Consider the following 16,469-nt stretch of genomic DNA (forward strand, 5'->3'; position numbering starts at 1 on the left):
ATCAAGATTAGGCCCGCAATGCGGGAATCCCTATGGCGACAACTGCCAAATTAGACGACATTTAGCGCCTCGAATCGGGAGTAGAAAGCATGACCAAAAAAGTTGCTGTGATTCTGTCAGGCTGCGGCGTCTACGACGGCGCGGAAATCCATGAAAGCGTCATCACCCTGCTGCGCCTCGACCAGCGCGGCGCCCAGGTGCAGTGCTTCGCGCCGAACATCGCGCAACTGCACGTGATCAACCACCTCACCGGCGAGGAAATGCCCGAGTCGCGCAATGTGCTGGTGGAGTCCGCGCGGATCGCCCGCGGCAATATCAAGGACCTGCGCGAAGCCGATGCCAACGACTTCGACGCGTTGATCGTGCCAGGCGGTTTCGGCACGGCGAAAAACCTCTCCAACCTGCTCATCGAAGGCGCCAACTGCACCGTGCACCCGGATGTCCTGGCCCTGGCCGAAGCATTCGCCGAAGCCGGCAAGCCGGTTGGCCTGATCTGCATCTCGCCGGCGCTGGCGGCGAAGATCTACGGCCCGGGCGTGGTCTGCACCATCGGCAACGACGCCGAGATCAGTGCGGCCATCGTCAAGATGGGCGGCACCCACGAAGAATGCGATGTGCACGGCATCGTCGAAGACACTGCGCGCAAGCTGGTCACCACCCCGGCCTATATGCTCGCCCAGTCCATCAGCGACGCCGCCGGCGGTATCTACAAGCTGGTCGACCGCGTGCTGGAATTGACCCACGAAGACGAGTGACTGGAAAGATCGAGGCTCGCTGGTCGGGCCTCAGCCCGGAAACTGCCGCGCCAGGCGCGTCAGGATGCGGTCTAGTGAATTGGCGAACGCCTGCTTTTCGCGCTCGCCATAAGGCGCCTGGCCGCCGCCGACCTGGCCCTGTTCACGCAGGTCGGTGAACAGGTTGCGCACCGCCAGCCGCTCGCCCATGTTGCGCTCATCGAACTCGCGGCCACGCGGATCGAGGGCAGCGACGCCCTTCTTCACCAGGCGGTCGGCCAGCGGCACATCGCTGCAGATCACCAGTTCGCCGGGGACCGCGTGTTCCACCAGGTAATCATCGGCGGCATCCGGCCCGCTCGGCACCACGATCAGCTTTACGCAGGCGAAAGGCGGCTTGGCCTGGGGCCCGCCGGCCACCATCACCACTTCAAATTGACGCTTGAGCGCGAATTTAACGATCTGATCCTTCGCGGCCTTGGGGCAGGCGTCGGCATCGATCCAGATACGCATCATTGAGTTATCCACAGCGAGACGAAACAGGCGGGCAGTATCCCCGCTCGCCCGCCCCGCTTCAAATCAATGCGCCGAAACGCGGCGCCGCTCGCTGAACCAACTGCGGCCATACAGCACCGCGATCGCCAGCAGGGCCGCGACCTGGGCGGCCAGCGAATAGGCGTCGGCATGGATACCCAGCCAGTCGAAGTCGAAGAACGGCACCGGCCGGGTGCCGAAGATCCCGGCTTCCTGCAGCGCCTTGACGCCATGCCCGGCGAACACCACCGACAGCGCGCACAGCAGCGCCGCGTTGATGCTGAAGAACAGCGACAGCGGCAACTTGGCCGAGCCCCGCAGGATCACCCACGCCAGCCCCACAAGGGCCACCAGCGCCGTGGCGCCACCCGCCAATACCGCCTGATGCCCGGCCGGACCGGCCTGCAACCAGAGGGTTTCGTAGAACAGGATCACCTCGAACAGCTCGCGGTACACCGAGAAGAACGCCAGCATGGCGAAGCCGAAGCGACCGCCGCCGCCGACCAGGCTGCTCTTGATGTAGTCCTGCCAGGCCGCGGCATGCCGACGGTCGTGCATCCACACGCCGAGCCAGAGCACCATCACGCAGGCGAACAGCGCCGTGCAGCCTTCGAGCAGTTCGCGCTGCGCGCCGCCCACATCGATCACATACGCAGCCAGCGCCCAGGTGCCGAAGCCCGCCAGCAACGCCAGTCCCCAACCGATGTTGACGCTGCGCACCGCCGCCTGCTGCCCGGTGTTGCGCAGAAACGCGAGGATGGCCGCCAGAACGAGGATCGCCTCCAGCCCTTCGCGCAACAGAATCAGCAAGCCGGAGATATAACTCAGCGACCAGCTCAGGCCATCACTGCCCAGCAGACCGGCGCACACCTTCAGCTTGGCCTTGGCGTCGGCCAGACGCTGGCTGACCTGCTCCAGCGGCAGGCCGTCCTGAAGCGACTGACGGTAAGCCATCAGGGCTTTTTCGGTGTCTTTGCGCACGGTGCTGTCGACGTTGTCGAGCGAGCTTTCCACCAGTTCGAAGCCTTCCAGGTAAGCCGCCACGGACAGGTCGTAGGCCTGCTCGTGGTCACCACGCTGATAGGCCGCCAGGCTCTGATCGAGGGTGGTGGCGGTGTAGTCGAGCAACTGCCCCGGACCGCGTTGGACCTGTGGCGGCTTGGCGCGCTGGGCACGGAAAGCGAGCAGCGCTGGCGCGCCTTGGGCCGCCTCGATTTCAGCCGGGGTCTGACGTGCCAGATCGGCGAGGTTGAAGGGTTTGTCGCTGACGGCCTTGGCCGGATCGGCGCTGAACCCGGCGATGTAGGTGGCCAGGTCCCAGCGCTGGCGCTCGTCGAGCTGGTCGGCGAAGGACGGCATGTCGGTGCCTTCGATACCCAGGCCGAGGGTGTTGTACAGATCGAACAGGCTCAGCCGGTCGAGGCGCGCGACATCCCGCAGGTTGGCGGGCGGCGGCTCCAGGCCGAGGCCCGCGGGGCCATCGCCGGCACCGCTGTCGCCGTGGCACACCGAGCAATGCTGGGCGTAGAGCGGCGCGCCGCGCGTCGGGTCGGGGGTGATGACCGGGGCCTGGCTGACTTCATACGCCAGCGCCAGCTCGGCGCCCAATTGCCGGGCCTGACGCGCCACGCTGGCGCCATCCTGATGTTCGCTGATGGCCTGGCGCAGCTTGCTGACGCCGTCCTGCAACGCCTGGCGCTGAGGCCGCTCCGGCAGGTCGGCGAGCAACCCTTGCAGGACCCCGACGAACTCCAGTTGCTCGGCGTACTCGGCCTTGTCCACCACGTTGCCGGACTGCACCGTGGCCGGGTAATCCGCGCCGATGTAATCCAGCAGGTGCAGCGCCTTCGCCGCCCCCTCGACAGGTTCAGCCAGTGCCGCGGCACTGCCCAGGGCCAGCACTGGCCACAGCAGCCAGGCGAACAAGCGGGAGCGGGAAATCATGGGGCCAGTCTCGGACGGTAGCGATGAGGCGAATATTGTTCACCGCCGTCCAGGCGGGCTCAAGGCGAATCGTAAAAATTAGCAACAATTTCATTAATTGCCCTTCGGAGTGCGGCGGAAGTTACCGTTCATCGGGCACTTCGGAGATAATGGCACGCGTGCTGGCACTCACCTTCGGTAACAATCCGCACGTCTTGGAGTAACGAAGTCCGCCCCTATACTGCGCGCCTTCCGTTATGCCCTAACGGAATCAAAGAACAATTCAAAAGCACTTTTCGGCCTTCCGAAAGACCCCAACCTCTGTTCAGGGAAGAAGCAATGAAGTCCCGTGTCTTCACGTTTGCCGCGCTTTTCGTGGCACTCCAGCTGACAGGCTGCTCTGTGTTCCGCAGCTACGACAGCGAACTCCAGGAAACCAACCAGCACCTGAGCAGCGGCAACATCGATGCCGCCCTGGCCGTGCTGGAGAAAAACAACACCGGTGAAGACAAGGATCTTCTCTACTACTTCGAAAAAGGCGAGTTGCTGCGCTCCAAGGGCGACCTGACCGGCAGCCAGTTGGCCTGGCGCGAGGCCGATGGGCTGGTGTTCAAATGGGAAGAGTCGGTCAAGCTCGATACCGAGAAATACCTGAGCCAGTTCGGCAGCTACCTGGTCAACGACAAGGTTCGCCGCTACGAAGGCTATGACTATGAAAAAGTCATGCTGACCACCCAGATGGCCCTGAACCTGTTGGCGCAGAACGACTTCGACGGCGCCCGCACCGAAATCAAGAAGACCCACGAGCGCGAGGCGGTGATCGCCGAGTTGCGCGACAAGGAATACCTCAAGCGCGAAGAAGAAGCCGAGAAGGAAGGCGTCACGACCGAGTACAAGGACCTGCGCGGCTACCCGGTCGCCGCCCTTGATGCGCCCGAAGTCATCGGCCTGAAAAACAGCTACCAGAGCGCCTTCAGCCATTACCTGTCCGGCTTCGTCTACGAGGCGCTGGGCGAACAGGGCCTGGCCGCGCCGGGTTATCGCAAGGCTGCCGAACTGCTGCCCAACACCCCGCTGCTGGAACAGGCCCTGCTCGACCTCGACAAGAGCGCCGACAACAACAGTGAGCCCGCCCCCGTCGCCAGCAAGAACAAGGGCAAGCGCAAAGGCAAGGCCAAAGAAGTCGTCGTGGAAAAACCCAAGAGCCAGGACAGCGACGTGCTGATCGTGGTCCAGAGCGGCCTGGCGCCAGCCCGCGACTCGATCCGCATCCCGTTGCCGCTGGTGATCAGCGGCAATCTGGTGATCACCCCGCTGTCGTTCCCGATCATCCGCGAAGACACATCCACCGCCCATGTCGGCCAGGTCACGCTGGACGACAAGTCGCTGTCGCTGACCACGCTCAACAGCACTTCGGCCATGTCTCGCCGGGCCTTGCGCGACGACATGCCGGGCATCATCCTGCGCACCAGCGTGCGCGCCGTCACCCGCGCGGTGGCGCAGAAGCAGATCAACGACGTCAACCCGCTGGCCGGCCTGGCCGTGGGCATCGCCTCCGCCATCACCGAAGGCGCTGACACCCGCACCTGGCGCACCCTGCCCAACGAAACCCTGGTCGCCCGTGTGCGCCTGAGTCCGGGCGAGCACCAGTTGAGCCTGCCGTCAGGCTTGGGCGGCAGCAAGATCGTGGTGAAAGTCGACCGTCCTTATCAGGTCGTTTCGCTGCGCGTCGTTGGCAACCAAGTCTTCGCCGCCGGCTCCGCCAGGCTCCTCACACCTCCGGCTCCGGCAGCCGCCGTCGCCACCCTCAAGTAACCCAAGGACTGTCATGCGCTTCAAACTCGCCATCGCCCTCGCCACCGCCCTGCTGGCCGGTTGCGCCACACCGCCGCCCGCTCCCGGCAGCGCCGCCAGCAAAGTCGTGGTCATGGGCAAGCTGAAGAACATCGAGACCGGCCCGATGCGGGTCGCCCGCGAGAACGGCTTTCTCACCGTCAAGGTCGCGCTGAACAACACCAGCGGCAGCAACAAGACCCTCTTCTACCGCTTCGCCTGGTTGGGCAACGACGGCTTCCCCGTCGCCGACGAGGAAAGCTGGAAAACCCTGACCCTGTACGGTTCGCAATCCAGCGTCTTGCCAGCGATTGCGCCGGTTCCCCAGGCCACCGATTTCCGCCTCGAAGTCCAGTCTCAGTAATTTTTTTCCGGAGTTTTCTACATGAAGTTTGTCCAGCTTTCCCTGCTCGCCGCCGTCGTTGCCCTGGCCAGCGGCTGCTCGTCGCCCTCCCCGGTGCTGGGCGGCAAGAACATCAGCTACGGCGACAGCAAGGCCGTCGAACTGGTGACCAATGAATTCGGTTCCACCGACCTGCAAATGATCGCCGAAACCATGACCCGCTCCCTGGCCCAGTCCGGCGTGCTGCAAGGTCGTCCGGTGGTTCAGGTCTACGACGTGAAGAACAAGACCAGCGAGTACATCGATACCCGCGAGATCACCACCTCGATCAAGACCCAGCTGATGAAGTCCGGCACCGCCCGCTTCGCCAGCGACAACAACCAGATGCAGAGCCAGGTCGACCAGCTCAAGCTGCAGAACCAGAGCGGCCTGTACAAGAAAAACACCGTCGCCAAGACCGGCAACATGATCGCCGCCAAATACCGCCTGGAAGGCTCGATCAGCTCGATCGTCAAGCGCAGCGAGGACTACAAGGACGTCTTCTACAAATTCAGCCTGCAACTGATCGACGTCGAAAGCGGCCTGGCCGAGTGGATGGACGAGAAAGAAATCCGCAAGACCACGGAGCGATAAGCAATGCGCGCATGGATGGGAATTCTGGGCCTGGCCTGCGCCTTTGGCGTACAGGCGGCCCCCAAGGTGGCGGTCACCGACCTTGCGTATCAAGAACGTGTGGAGCAGTACATCCACATCGTTTCTGCGCAGAACAGTTCGCAGGCAAGCATGTATAGCGCCAGCGGCTCGTCGAACTACAACGAGTTCGAGAGCAGCCAGAGCTACATCGAGCAGACCGAACTGCGCAAGTTCAGCGGCGACATCAAGGGCGAGATCATCAAGTCCGGGATGTTCCAGTTGGTGCAGGGCACGCCCTACACCGCCGACGCCAAGGGTGACGTCTACGACATCATCAAGCGCATCAAGGCCGGCCACTTCAAGGGCGCGGACTATGTGCTGTTCGGCACCTTGTCGGATGTCGACTTCGAGCAGGACACCAACGCCATCGACAACACCAACAGCTACTCGGCGGTGTTGGGCCTGACCCTGGTGGCCGACTTCAGCCTGATCAACACCCGCACCTACGAAATCACCTCGGCGTTCACCGCCATGGGTGAAGGCCAGCAAACCAAGCTGGTCAACGGTCGCGACGCGAAGATCAGCCTGAGCCGGCCGAAGGTAGTGCGTGAAGTGTCGAAAGAGCTGGGCATCGATGTCGCCCGGCAACTGGCCGAGCAGTTGGGCGGACCGGTACCGGGGCAACCGCGTGCTTACCCAGGCGGCAACAACCTGCCACCGGATGAGCCGGCGCAGATCCTGCGCTGAAGCCGGAGACGGCAAAGAGACACGGGGTCCTTCGCGAGCAAGCTCGCTCCTACAGATGCGTCGCTTTTGTAGGAGCGAGCTTGCTCGCGAAGGGCCTCAATGGTTTAACGGACGGGCAAAACCCAGGTCGCCTTTTTCATTGCTGATCGAATCAGACCGGTGCCCGGCGAATGGTCGCCAGCAAGGTTGCCGCGCCCAGGAACAGGCCAGCGAAGGTGCGGTTCATCCGGCGTTGCTGCTTCGGCGTACGCAGCAGGCGCAGCACGCGAGAGGCCAGCCCGGTGTAGCCGGCCATCACCAGCAGGTCCACGCTGATCATGGTCACGGTGATCGCCACGTATTGCGGCAGCAGCGGCTCGTGCGGGTTGATGAACTGCGGCAGCACCGCGAGCATGAAGACCAGCGCCTTGGGGTTGCTGACGTTGACCAGGAAACCACGGAACACCAGGCTCAGCGGCTTGCCGATGGGCCGGACCGCAGCGTCGTCGGACAGGTCAGCCGGCAGTGCTCGCCATTGCTTCACAGCCAGGTAGATCAGATAGGCCACGCCAAACCACTTGATGATCTGGAACGCGGTGGCCGACGCCGCGAGGATAGCGCCAACGCCGGCGGCAATGATCGCAATCTGCAGGATCAGGCCCAGTTGCAGACCCAGGGCGTTCCAGTAACCGCGCCAGAAGCCATATTGCAAACCGCAGGACATGGAGGCGATAGCCCCTGCACCCGGCGACAGACTGATTACCCAACAGGCGGCGAAAAAAGCCAACCACGTTTCCAGCGACATGACACACCTCGGCCAAAAAATCGGTTCAAGGCCTCACGCTAATCCGCTGGAAAAGAAATCACCACAAAATTTTTCAGCGATCGCTCAATGACCGCTCGACTTGTCATCGGTCACCAGTGGCAAGACATCACTGCCACGCCAGCGCCGCACGGACTTCTGGAAGAACTGGCTGTTCGGCACCTGCACCAGCGCGCCGCCGGTTTCAGGCAGTTCCACCAGGGTGGTGAACAGCAGGTTGATGGCCGTGACCCGGCCCTTGATGCCCGGCTTGTCGGTGGTGTCGACCAGCTCCACCACATCGCCGATGCGGAACGGGCCGACCGTGAAGATCAACACCGCGCACAGCAGGTTCGACAGCACGCTCCAGATCGCGAAGAACGCCACCGCGGCGACCGCGACAAAGCCCGACAGCGCCGTCCACAACACCGTGGCGGAAACCCCGAGACGCTCCAGCACAAACAGCAAAGCGCTGCCCATGATCAGCCAGCGCAGACCACCGCGCAGCGGCACCATCAGTTGCGGCGGCAGCGGGTAGCGCTCGCTCAGACGTTTCAGGCAGCGGGCAACCAGGCGTTGCAGGACGAAGGCCACCACCAGGATCAGCAGGATCTGCAAACCCATCCAGAACGGTCCGATCCACTCCACCGGCAACATCTGCCGCAACGACTCCATCAGGACAATGCCTCCAGCTCCGCCTGCATGTTTTCCAGCACTTCTAGCGCTTCCATCCAGGCTTCTTCCAGTTCCGCTTCGCGACTTTTGAGCTGGGCCTGACGGGCCAGCAGGTCACGCAGTTCGTCCTTGCGGGCGGCCTCGTAGACACCGCTGTCGCCGAGGCTCGCTTCGACTTTCGCCAGCTCCGCGTGCAGCTTGCCCAGCTCGGCTTCAAGCTTGTCGGCCTCGCGCTTGTGCGGTGCCAATTGCTGGCGCAGGGCTGCGGCGGCCTGGCGCTGGGCCTTCTTGTCGGTCTTGTCGGGGTTGACCGGCGTTGTACTGACCGGCGCGTTGCGCTGGCGATACTCCACCAGCCAGCGGGCGTAGTCATCGAGGTCGCCGTCGAAGGCTTCCATCTTGCCGTCGGCGACCAGCAGGAACTCGTCCGTGGTGCTCTTGAGCAGATGACGATCGTGAGAGACCACCACGACGGCGCCGCTGAATTCCTGCAGCGCCATGGTCAGCGCCAGGCGCATTTCCAGGTCGAGGTGGTTGGTCGGTTCGTCGAGCAGCAGCAGGTTCGGCCGCTCCCAGGCAATCAGCGCCAGGGCCAGGCGGGCTTTCTCGCCACCGGAGAAATTCAGCACCGGCTCGTCGCAGCGATTGCCACGGAAGTCGAAACCGCCGAGGAAATCGCGCAGCGTTTGCTCACGCTCGGTCGGCGCCAGGCGCTGCAGGTGCAGCAACGGGCTGGCCTTGCTGTCGAGGGAGTCGAGCTGGTGCTGGGCGAAGTAGCCGACCACCAGGTTCTCGCCGCGCACCAGGCGACCGGCCAGCGGCTCCAGCTCGCCCGCGAGGTTCTTGATCAGCGTCGACTTGCCCGCGCCGTTAGGGCCGAGCAGGCCGATACGGGCACCCGGTGCCAGTTGCAGCTTGATCTTCTCCAGCACGGTTTTGTCGCCATAACCCAGGCGGGCTTCGGCGAGGTCGAGCAGCGGGCTGGAGATCTTCTCGGACTCACGGAAAGCGAAGTCGAACGGCGAATCGACGTGGGCCGCCGACAGTTCTTCCATGCGCTCCAGGGCCTTGATCCGGCTCTGCGCCTGACGGGCCTTGGTCGCCTGGGCCTTGAACCGGGCGATGTATTTTTCCATGTGGGCGCGCTGCGCCTGCTGCTTCTCGTACGCCTGCTGCTGTTGCGCCAGGCGCTCGGCCCGGGCCCGCTCGAAGGCGCTGTAGCCGCCGCGGTAGAGCGTCAGCTTGCACTGCTCGACATGGGCGACGTGATCGACCACGGCATCGAGGAAATCACGGTCGTGGGAGATCAGCAGCAGCGTGCCGGGGTAGCCCTTGAGCCAGTCTTCCAGCCAGAGGATCGCGTCGAGGTCCAGGTGGTTGGTGGGTTCGTCGAGCAGCAGCAGGTCGGAGGGGCACATCAGTGCCTGCGCCAGGTTCAGACGCATCCGCCAGCCACCGGAGAAGTCGCCGACACGGCGGTCCATCTGCTCGTTGCTGAAGCCGAGGCCAGCCAGCAGCTTGCGCGCCCGCGCATCGGCGGTGTAGCCGTCAGCGCTGTCGAGCTCGATGTGCAGCCGCGCCAGGGCGATGTTGTCATGGGCGGCTTCGGCGGCGACAAGCGCGTCCTGGACCTTGCGCAGGTGCACATCGCCGTCCAGCACATAGTCCACGGCCAGGCGGTCGAGGGTGTCGACCTCCTGGCGCATGTGGGCGATACGCCAGTCGCCGGGCAACTGACAGTTGCCGGCGTCGGGTGTGAGCTCGCCGCGCAGCAAGGCGAACAGGCTGGACTTGCCGGCGCCGTTGGCACCGATCAAACCGGCTTTGTGGCCGGCGTGCAGGGTGAGCTCCGCGCCTTCTAGCAGGCGTTGCGGACCACGCTGTAAAGTGAGGTTCGAGAGTCTGATCATAATGGCCGCGGAGTCTACCAGCTTCGATGGCAACTGGCGCGAGTGGGACCATGCACACCGACCTGTGGAATTTCGCCATCGGGCTCTATGCCCGGCCTGGCGTAGAGCAAGCCTGCCTGGAACTTCAGGCGCAGGGCGCGGATGTCTGCCTGCTGCTGTGCGCGGCGTGGCTCGACCGACGCGCAGTCGTGCCCAGCGATGGGCGCATCGAGCAATTGCGGCAACTGGCGGGTCCGTGGCAGCGCGACGTGGTGCAACCGTTGAGGTCACTGCGACAGCAATGGCGCGCGCAAGCGACTGCGGACAGCCAACTGGCGGCGTTGCGCGAGCGAATCAAAGGGCTGGAGCTGGATGCGGAGCGCCTGCAACTGGAACGTTTACAGGGTATTTGTGCCGGCTGGCCGGACGGGGACAAAGCCCGGCCGGATAGCTGGCTGGCACGGCTGGCGCCGGCCATCTCTCGCCACCACGACGCGCTGCAAGTGCTGCGCGCCGCAGTGGTGACGACTCAGGAAGCCGTCGACGGAGATTGAGTGGTTGCTGCTGGAGCGCTGGCTGGAGCGGGCGCCGCAGGAGCCGGCGACGCTGCCGCTGCTGGTGTAGCGGCAGGGGTAGCGGGCTTGGCGGCAGGTTTCGCTGCTGCTGGCTTGGCAGGAGCCTTGGCGGCGGCGGGTTTGGCTGGTGCTTTGGCAGCAGCCGGTTTGGCTGGCGCCTTGGTGGCCGCTGGCTTGGCTGGAGCCTTCGCGGCTACCGGTTTGGCCGGTGCCTTGGCGGCGACGGGTTTGGCTGCTGGCTTGGCCGGGGCTTTGGCGGCTACCGGCTTGGCAGCGGCAGGCTTGGCAGGTGCTTTGGCGGCGGCGGGTTTGGCCGCCGGTTTGGCTGGGGCTTTGGCGGCTACCGGCTTGGCAGCAGGTTTGGCCGGCGCCTTGGCAGCAGCGGCTTTCGCGGCTGGCTTGGCTGGGGCTTTGGCCGCTACCGGTTTGGCGGCTGGCTTGGCCGGCGCCTTGGCGGCAGCAGCTTTTGCGGCTGGCTTGGCAGCGGCTTTGGCAGCTACCGGCTTGGCGGCAGCTTTGGCCGGGGCCTTGGCAGCAGCAGCTTTAGCGGCGGGTTTGGCGGCAGGCTTGGCAGCAGCAGGCTTGGCGGCGGGTTTGGCCGGCGCCTTGGCAGCAGCGGCTTTTGCGGCTGGCTTGGCAGCGGTCTTGGCGGCTGGTTTCGCGGCAGGCTTGGCCGGTGCGCGAGTGGACAGTGTCTTGGACACGGCATCACGAACTTTGCCAACACCCTGGGCCAGCTTCAAGCTTTCCTGGACATCACGCTTGAGGCCAGAAATATAAGTGCGGGTTTGCGCTTGACGCTCTTGCAACGAATCGAGCAGTCCTTCCAACTCACTTACTACAGTTTTTGCCTTGTCCTGTGCCTTGGCTTTACCGGCGTTAGCGGCATCCTGAAGTTTGAGGCGAGACTTGTGCAGTTTTTCCTGAGCCTTGCCACGTTGTTTTTCCAACTTGGACAGGAGTTTTTCCGCATCAGCCAGCGCTTGCGAGCAGGCGTTCTCCAAATGCTCGAGCAGGCTGCCCGAGAGTTGTTGTAGCAGGTGCAAAGGCGTATTGACTGGCTTCTTGTTGGCCGACATGGCTTACCTCCTGGCTGACGAAATTGCGGCTCATACTAGACCTGTGCTGCTATCGCCGCTAGGGCATGTTGACCGCAAGGGAGACGCCGCGTTGCATGCCTGGGCAAAGTTGTTATCGCTGCAGCTCGAAAACAAGTGTAGATGCTGTATTTCCGACTGCCGATAATTAACTAATTGCTCCATGCCGACGGCATAATCAACACCGCTCGAAACTCTTCTTCGGTCTTTTCGGAGCCTGCCCGTGCCGCGCTATTTGTTGCTGTCATTAGTCCTCATGCTGCCGCCGGCGTTCGCGGAACAGACCACCCCCGCCACATCGGATCACGACCTCGCCTACAGCCTTGGCGCCAGCCTGGGTGAGCGCCTGCGCCAGGAGGTTCCGGGGCTGCAACTCCAGGCGCTGCTCGAGGGCCTGCAACAGGCTTATCAGAACAAGCCGCTGGCGCTGAGCCAGGCGCGTATCGATGCCGTCCTCGCCAGGCACGACGAGCAGGCCACTGCCGCCGCCGCGCAATCGCAGGTCGAGCAGGCGCTGGCAGCGGAAAAGCGTTTCATGGCCACCGAGCGCGGCCGCGCCGGTGTGCGTGAACTCAGTGACGGCGTGCTGATGACCGAGCTGCAGGCAGGCAACGGCGCCAAGCCGAAAGCGGGTGGCAGGGTGCAGGTTCGTTATGTAGGGAAATTGCCGGATGGCACAGTGTTCGATCAGAACAACCAACCGCAGTGGTTCAAACTGGGCAGTGTGATCGAAGGCTGGCAAACGGCGTTGCCGGAGATGGCTGCGGGTTCGAAATACCGCTTGGTGATCCCTTCGGCGCAAGCCTACGGAGCGGATGGTGCGGGCGATTTGATCGCGCCGTACACGCCGCTGGTATTCGAGATTGAATTGCTCAACGTTGCCGACTGACAGGCCGGCAACGTCATCGCAGAAGGATCAGGCCTGAGTGGCGACCTCTTCCTTGTGCGCGGTGTGCAGCACCTCGATCAGGCAGTCTTCCAGTTCGAAGCGCTCGCGCAACTGACCACCGAGCTTGCTCAGCTCTTCGGCGAAACGCTCGGCGTCCTTGCATTCACCTTTGTGGCAATTGTCGTTGAAGGTCAACGCGAGCTGAGTGCTGTCGTTGATGCGCGGGTTGATCTGTTCGGCCAGTTTCAGCCCACCGTCATCGCCAAACGCCTTGGCTTCGCTGACCAGCTGTTCGCAGATTTCGAAGTGCCAGGCGGAAACATAATCCACGAGAATCTCGCAGAAGCGACCATTGGCTTTCTTGTCGGCAAATGCCTGCTTGGCATCGCGCAACTCGCGGAACGCAGTTACCAACTCTCCGCGCTCGTTCAGCCAGCGGTCAATGAGCTTGTGAACCCCACCCCAGCGTTCCTGAGCATTCTGACAACTATCTAACATGGCGGTCTCATCCCTAGTGGGTCGTGCCCCTGCGCCCCGTATCTCAAGGCTGAGATACAAAAAGGAATAACGGCAGAACGGCATTGAGCAGCAGTGTTTTCGGTATGCGTGCAGGGGAGATTATTCCCGCACGCCCTTGGCTTCAAGGTACGCAGGTGACTAGTTTCATACAAGTGTTTAAGCCTGCGACGCATCGCCACCGGTGATTCAAACGACCGGCGGCCCCCTTTCATGACCGCGCCGGGTTGGGCGGGTTCACCTCACGCCAAGGTAACAATCTCGACACCACCATCACGCCGAGCCCGAGAAACGCCAGCAGGCTCAACTCCGGCACACTCAGGTCCATGAAACTCCAGGTGATCGGCACGCACTCGGCCGCCCCCACCAGCATGCCTTGCAACCACTCGATGAGGCTTCCCTGCTCGACCAGATAGTCCATGGACTGCAGGCAAGGCGTGTCGTCGGTAGGAAAAAGCCCTTGCAGCCAAACATGCCGGGTTGCGAGCAGAGCACCCGCAATGGCCAGCGCCAGGCACAGCCAGAGATACCTGCGAGCGACCCGGCGGGACGGGCGATGAATCAGCCCACACAGGCAGACCAGCGAAAACGCCGCCAGCAACAGCCGCTGCCCCTGACACAGCGGACAGGCAATCTGCCCTAGGCCGAACTCGAGGTAGAACGCGCCGCAAAGCACCAGAAAGGAAGCCAGGAAAGCCGGGAGGAAGATTGAACGCAGACAGGCCAGCGGCATGGCAGAACCAAGGCAGGAAAGAGATTGCGCAACGGTAGAGGAAACGCCCCCGTTGTTTCAAGAAGCAACGAAGTAGACAAATCTCTGATTTTGTTAGAACTTTCGCCGAACAGGATAGGAAAAATCCTCAAACCTGCGCAGGAAACTCACACCGTCACCACCGCGGACCAAACCTGCCGTTCAGTCCGCGGCGTCTATCACGCCCGCACCGGATCCGGCAGCGGCAACGCCAGGAGGCGCTCGTCGAGCAGGCCCAAGCCTTCCTGGAACAGCGCGTTGCTGCGCTCGTTGTCGCCCAGGCCGGCCAACAGGCGCGCCAGCTCGGCGCAGGTTTCCGGGTTGCGTTGCAGGCGCAGGCTGTCTTCCAGATAGTCGCGGGCCTTGCCCCACAGACGGTTCTGCAAGCTCAGACGGCCTAGGGTCAGCAACAGGCTCGGGTCGTCGGCGTGCGTCTTGAGCCAGCCTTCGGCGGTTTGCAGTTGCCGCGCCGGATCACTGCCACGCACCAGGCCGTAGAGGCGCGCCAGATGGCTTTCGTACTCACGCTTGAGCGCGGTGCGCAACACTTCCTCCGCCGTGCCCTCGGCGCCCAGTTGGCGCAGTTGCTCGGCGTAGGCCAGCACCAGTTGCGGCTCCTGGCGCTGGGCGTTGCTCAGTTGTTGCCAGGCACGCTCCAACGATTGCCGGGCCGCCTGACCATCGTCCTCGCGCTGCACCGCCAGGCTCAGGTTCTCGCCCCAGGCACGGCGCTCGAGGTCCGCCAGTTCCTTCGCCGACAACACCTTGTCCTTGCGCAACTCCGGCATCAGCCGAATCAGCGCCGACCAGTCGCCACGCTGTTGATACAGACGCTGTAACTGACGCAGTACCTGCGCGTTGTGCGGATGACGCTCATGCATGGCCTGCAGGGTGACCAACGCAGCCTCGGTATCGCCGCGATCGACCTGTAGCTGTGCGTGTGTCAGAGCAATGGCCAGTTCCGCCTGAGGCTGACGCTCCAGCGCCCGCTCCAGCAGGTTGTCACTGTCTTCGGTACGACCCAGCTCGTTGGCCGCGCGGGCCGCGCCGAGGTAGTACAGCAGTGGCTGGCGCTCGGCCTCGGCGGCGCGGTGCAGGTGTTTCTGCGCACTGGCCCAGCGACCTTCGGCGAGGTCCATCTGGCCTTGCTCGATAGCGATCCGGGTACGGCGGCTGCGGTTATGCCGCGACCATGGATTGACCAGCCCGGTAGAGGTGAACACCAGACCGATCACCACGCGCAGCAACCACAACGCCAGGATCACAGCCGCCACCAACGCGAGGGTCGCCCACAGGCTCGATTCGTAGCGGAAGGTGTCGTACGCGATCAGGACATAGCCGCTGTGCCGGGCCACGGCGATACCCAACAGGGTGGCGACGACGATCGCCACCACCACCAGCAGGTAGGCGCGCTTCATGGCTTGGCCTCCTGGGTTTTATCTTCGGCGGGCTGGCGCAGTGCCGCTTCCTCGGCCGGCATATGACGCCGCTCGAGGTACGCCTGCACGGCGCTGAGGCTTTCGGCCAGGTCCGGCGTCACCACCGTCACCGGCGCCTTCACCAGAGCATTGAGCTGGTCGAGCATCAAGCGGCCCTGCTCGTTGTCCCGATTGAAGTTGGCCAGCAGCACACCACGGGCCTCATCCAGCGCCTGGGTGTAGACCTTCGCCTCGCCATTGAGCGCGGCCCACTGCGCCTGCTCCAGCGCCAGGCTGAGGGCCAGGCGCACCTGGCTCAGCGCCTGCCCGGCGAGCAGTGGCTTGATGTTCTGATCGGCATTGAAGTCGATGCGGAAGTAGCGGGAGATCTGCTCCCACCATTGCGACCAGCGACTGGCACCATCGCCATCGGCGGTCAGGCCGGACGAGGATTCACCGTCAGCCTTGAACTCCGGCGCCTGCACATTGAGCTGCACCACCTGCTCACGCAGTGCGGCCAACTTCAGGAACAAACCGGTGCGGTCCGGCTGCTCCACACTGTTCAGCGCGGCCAGGCTGCGGGCCAGTTGCTCGCGGGCGGCGAACGAAGCGGGATCGCTCTGTTCGCGCAGAATCTGGTCCGCGCCCTCGACCAGCGCGCGGGCGCTGGCGATGTCCTGCAAGGCGGACAGGCGCAAGCTAGCCAGACGCAGCAGGTGCTCGGCCTCGGCCAGGCGCCAGTCCTTGCGGCTGGCGCCGAGCACGGTTTCAAGGCGCTGGCTCAGGCGTTGCTGGTCACCCTGCAGTTGCGCCACCAGACGGCGGCGGTCTTCCAGTTCGCTGGCCGGCGGCAGGCTGCTCAATTGCGCCGTAAGTTGCTGCTCGCGGGCCTGCAGGGCTTCGGTCTGTTCGTTCAGTTGGCGTACCTGGTCAACCTGGACCTGGCTCGACTGCTGCAAGTGACGAACCTGCCACAGCCCCCAGCCTCCGGCAGCCACACCGGCGGCGCCGAGCAGCAGGGCGAGGATCGCCAGACCATTGCCAGAGCGCCCGGATGACTCGGGCGCGGGTTTCGTCGAAGCCTCGGACGTCGTTTGCAGATCATCGTTGGGCAAGGCTGTTTCGCTCACG

Annotated in this window: 18 protein-coding genes; 8 read left to right on the forward strand and 10 right to left on the reverse strand. The window is 63.7% G+C overall.

The features are described from left to right. Nucleotides 1-89 precede the first annotated feature (89 nt). On the forward strand, nt 90-755 hold the full coding sequence (gene elbB / locus CKW37_RS14800) for an isoprenoid biosynthesis glyoxalase ElbB (protein ID WP_095156449.1): 666 nt from the start codon (nt 90-92) through the stop codon (nt 753-755). A 30-nt stretch (nt 756-785) separates the two neighbouring features. Here the strand turns inward: elbB and CKW37_RS14805 are convergent, their stop codons facing one another. Both CKW37_RS14805 and CKW37_RS14810 read right to left on the reverse strand, forming a co-directional pair. Next, on the reverse strand, nt 786-1,247 hold the full coding sequence (locus CKW37_RS14805; protein ID WP_095156498.1) for a YaiI/YqxD family protein: 462 nt from the start codon (nt 1,245-1,247) through the stop codon (nt 786-788). A 66-nt stretch (nt 1,248-1,313) separates the two neighbouring features. Then, the gene (locus CKW37_RS14810; protein WP_095156450.1) at nt 1,314-3,212 is read right to left on the reverse strand and encodes a cytochrome c/FTR1 family iron permease; all 1,899 of its coding nucleotides are present in this window, start codon (nt 3,210-3,212) and stop codon (nt 1,314-1,316) included. 318 nt (nt 3,213-3,530) lie between these two features. On the opposite strand from CKW37_RS14810, the gene CKW37_RS14815 reads away from it, so the two are divergent. Genes CKW37_RS14815 through CKW37_RS14830 form a run of 4 tightly spaced genes read left to right on the forward strand, consistent with a single transcriptional unit; the run spans nt 3,531 to nt 6,747 of the window. Continuing rightward, nucleotides 3,531-5,006 carry a COG3014 family protein gene (locus CKW37_RS14815; RefSeq protein WP_095156451.1) on the forward strand — a complete coding sequence of 492 codons (1,476 nt, stop codon included), beginning with the start codon at nt 3,531-3,533 and terminating at the stop codon, nt 5,004-5,006. A gap of 13 nt (nt 5,007-5,019) precedes the next feature. After that, nucleotides 5,020-5,388, forward strand: coding sequence for a YcfL family protein (locus tag CKW37_RS14820; protein WP_095156452.1), 369 nt, complete (start codon nt 5,020-5,022; stop codon nt 5,386-5,388). A 21-nt stretch (nt 5,389-5,409) separates the two neighbouring features. Then, a complete protein-coding gene (lpoB, locus tag CKW37_RS14825) occupies nt 5,410-6,000 on the forward strand; it encodes a penicillin-binding protein activator LpoB (RefSeq protein WP_095156453.1) in 591 nt (196 codons plus the stop codon). Between the two features lie 3 nt (nt 6,001-6,003). Next, nucleotides 6,004-6,747 carry a penicillin-binding protein activator LpoB gene (locus CKW37_RS14830; RefSeq protein WP_095156454.1) on the forward strand — a complete coding sequence of 248 codons (744 nt, stop codon included), beginning with the start codon at nt 6,004-6,006 and terminating at the stop codon, nt 6,745-6,747. Nucleotides 6,748-6,898: 151 nt separating this feature from the next. On the opposite strand, the gene CKW37_RS14835 is transcribed toward CKW37_RS14830, so the two are convergent. Continuing rightward, the gene (locus CKW37_RS14835) at nt 6,899-7,531 is read right to left on the reverse strand and encodes a LysE family transporter (protein ID WP_095156455.1); all 633 of its coding nucleotides are present in this window, start codon (nt 7,529-7,531) and stop codon (nt 6,899-6,901) included. Here CKW37_RS14835 and CKW37_RS32970 point away from each other — a divergent pair. Continuing rightward, nucleotides 7,449-7,622, forward strand: coding sequence for a hypothetical protein (locus tag CKW37_RS32970; protein WP_177454419.1), 174 nt, complete (start codon nt 7,449-7,451; stop codon nt 7,620-7,622). The genes CKW37_RS14835 and CKW37_RS32970 overlap by 83 nt on opposite strands. Here CKW37_RS32970 and CKW37_RS14840 read toward each other — a convergent pair. Continuing rightward, complete coding sequence (locus tag CKW37_RS14840; RefSeq protein WP_095156456.1) at nt 7,616-8,203, reverse strand: mechanosensitive ion channel family protein; 588 nt, start codon at nt 8,201-8,203, stop codon at nt 7,616-7,618. The two genes, CKW37_RS32970 and CKW37_RS14840, sit on opposite strands and share 7 nt — an antisense overlap. Next, entirely contained in the window at nt 8,203-10,113 is a 1,911-nt protein-coding gene (locus CKW37_RS14845) for an ATP-binding cassette domain-containing protein (RefSeq protein ID WP_095156457.1), read from the reverse strand. The genes CKW37_RS14840 and CKW37_RS14845 overlap by 1 nt, the downstream gene beginning before the upstream one ends. A 50-nt stretch (nt 10,114-10,163) precedes the next feature. Between CKW37_RS14845 and CKW37_RS14850 the strand changes: the two genes are divergently transcribed. Then, nucleotides 10,164-10,646: a TIGR02444 family protein gene (locus tag CKW37_RS14850; protein ID WP_095156458.1), complete on the forward strand. Its 483-nt coding sequence runs from the start codon at nt 10,164-10,166 to the stop codon at nt 10,644-10,646. Here the strand turns inward: CKW37_RS14850 and CKW37_RS14855 are convergent. Further along, nucleotides 10,622-11,746 (reverse strand): AlgP family protein, encoded by a 1,125-nt coding sequence (locus tag CKW37_RS14855; protein WP_095156459.1) that lies wholly within the window; start codon nt 11,744-11,746, stop codon nt 10,622-10,624. The two genes, CKW37_RS14850 and CKW37_RS14855, sit on opposite strands and share 25 nt — an antisense overlap. Nucleotides 11,747-11,987: 241 nt before the next feature. Between CKW37_RS14855 and CKW37_RS14860 the strand changes: the two genes are divergently transcribed. After that, nucleotides 11,988-12,653, forward strand: a complete 666-nt coding sequence (locus CKW37_RS14860) for an FKBP-type peptidyl-prolyl cis-trans isomerase (protein WP_095156460.1) — start codon at nt 11,988-11,990, stop codon at nt 12,651-12,653. 27 nt (nt 12,654-12,680) lie between these two features. Here CKW37_RS14860 and rsd read toward each other — a convergent pair whose 3' ends face one another. The 4 genes from rsd to CKW37_RS14880 form a co-directional block, all read right to left on the reverse strand. Continuing rightward, complete coding sequence (gene rsd / locus CKW37_RS14865; protein ID WP_095156461.1) at nt 12,681-13,151, reverse strand: sigma D regulator; 471 nt, start codon at nt 13,149-13,151, stop codon at nt 12,681-12,683. A 229-nt stretch (nt 13,152-13,380) separates the two neighbouring features. After that, a complete protein-coding gene (locus tag CKW37_RS14870) occupies nt 13,381-13,902 on the reverse strand; it encodes a disulfide bond formation protein B (RefSeq protein ID WP_095156462.1) in 522 nt (173 codons plus the stop codon). A 197-nt stretch (nt 13,903-14,099) separates the two neighbouring features. Then, nucleotides 14,100-15,338, reverse strand: coding sequence for a heme biosynthesis protein HemY (locus CKW37_RS14875; protein ID WP_095156463.1), 1,239 nt, complete (start codon nt 15,336-15,338; stop codon nt 14,100-14,102). Continuing rightward, nucleotides 15,335-16,468 (reverse strand): uroporphyrinogen-III C-methyltransferase, encoded by a 1,134-nt coding sequence (locus CKW37_RS14880; protein ID WP_095156464.1) that lies wholly within the window; start codon nt 16,466-16,468, stop codon nt 15,335-15,337. The genes CKW37_RS14875 and CKW37_RS14880 overlap by 4 nt, the downstream gene beginning before the upstream one ends. Nucleotide 16,469: the final 1 nt, after the last annotated feature.

This window comes from Pseudomonas sp. Irchel 3E13 (genome assembly GCF_900187455.1).
GTDB lineage: Bacteria > Pseudomonadota > Gammaproteobacteria > Pseudomonadales > Pseudomonadaceae > Aquipseudomonas.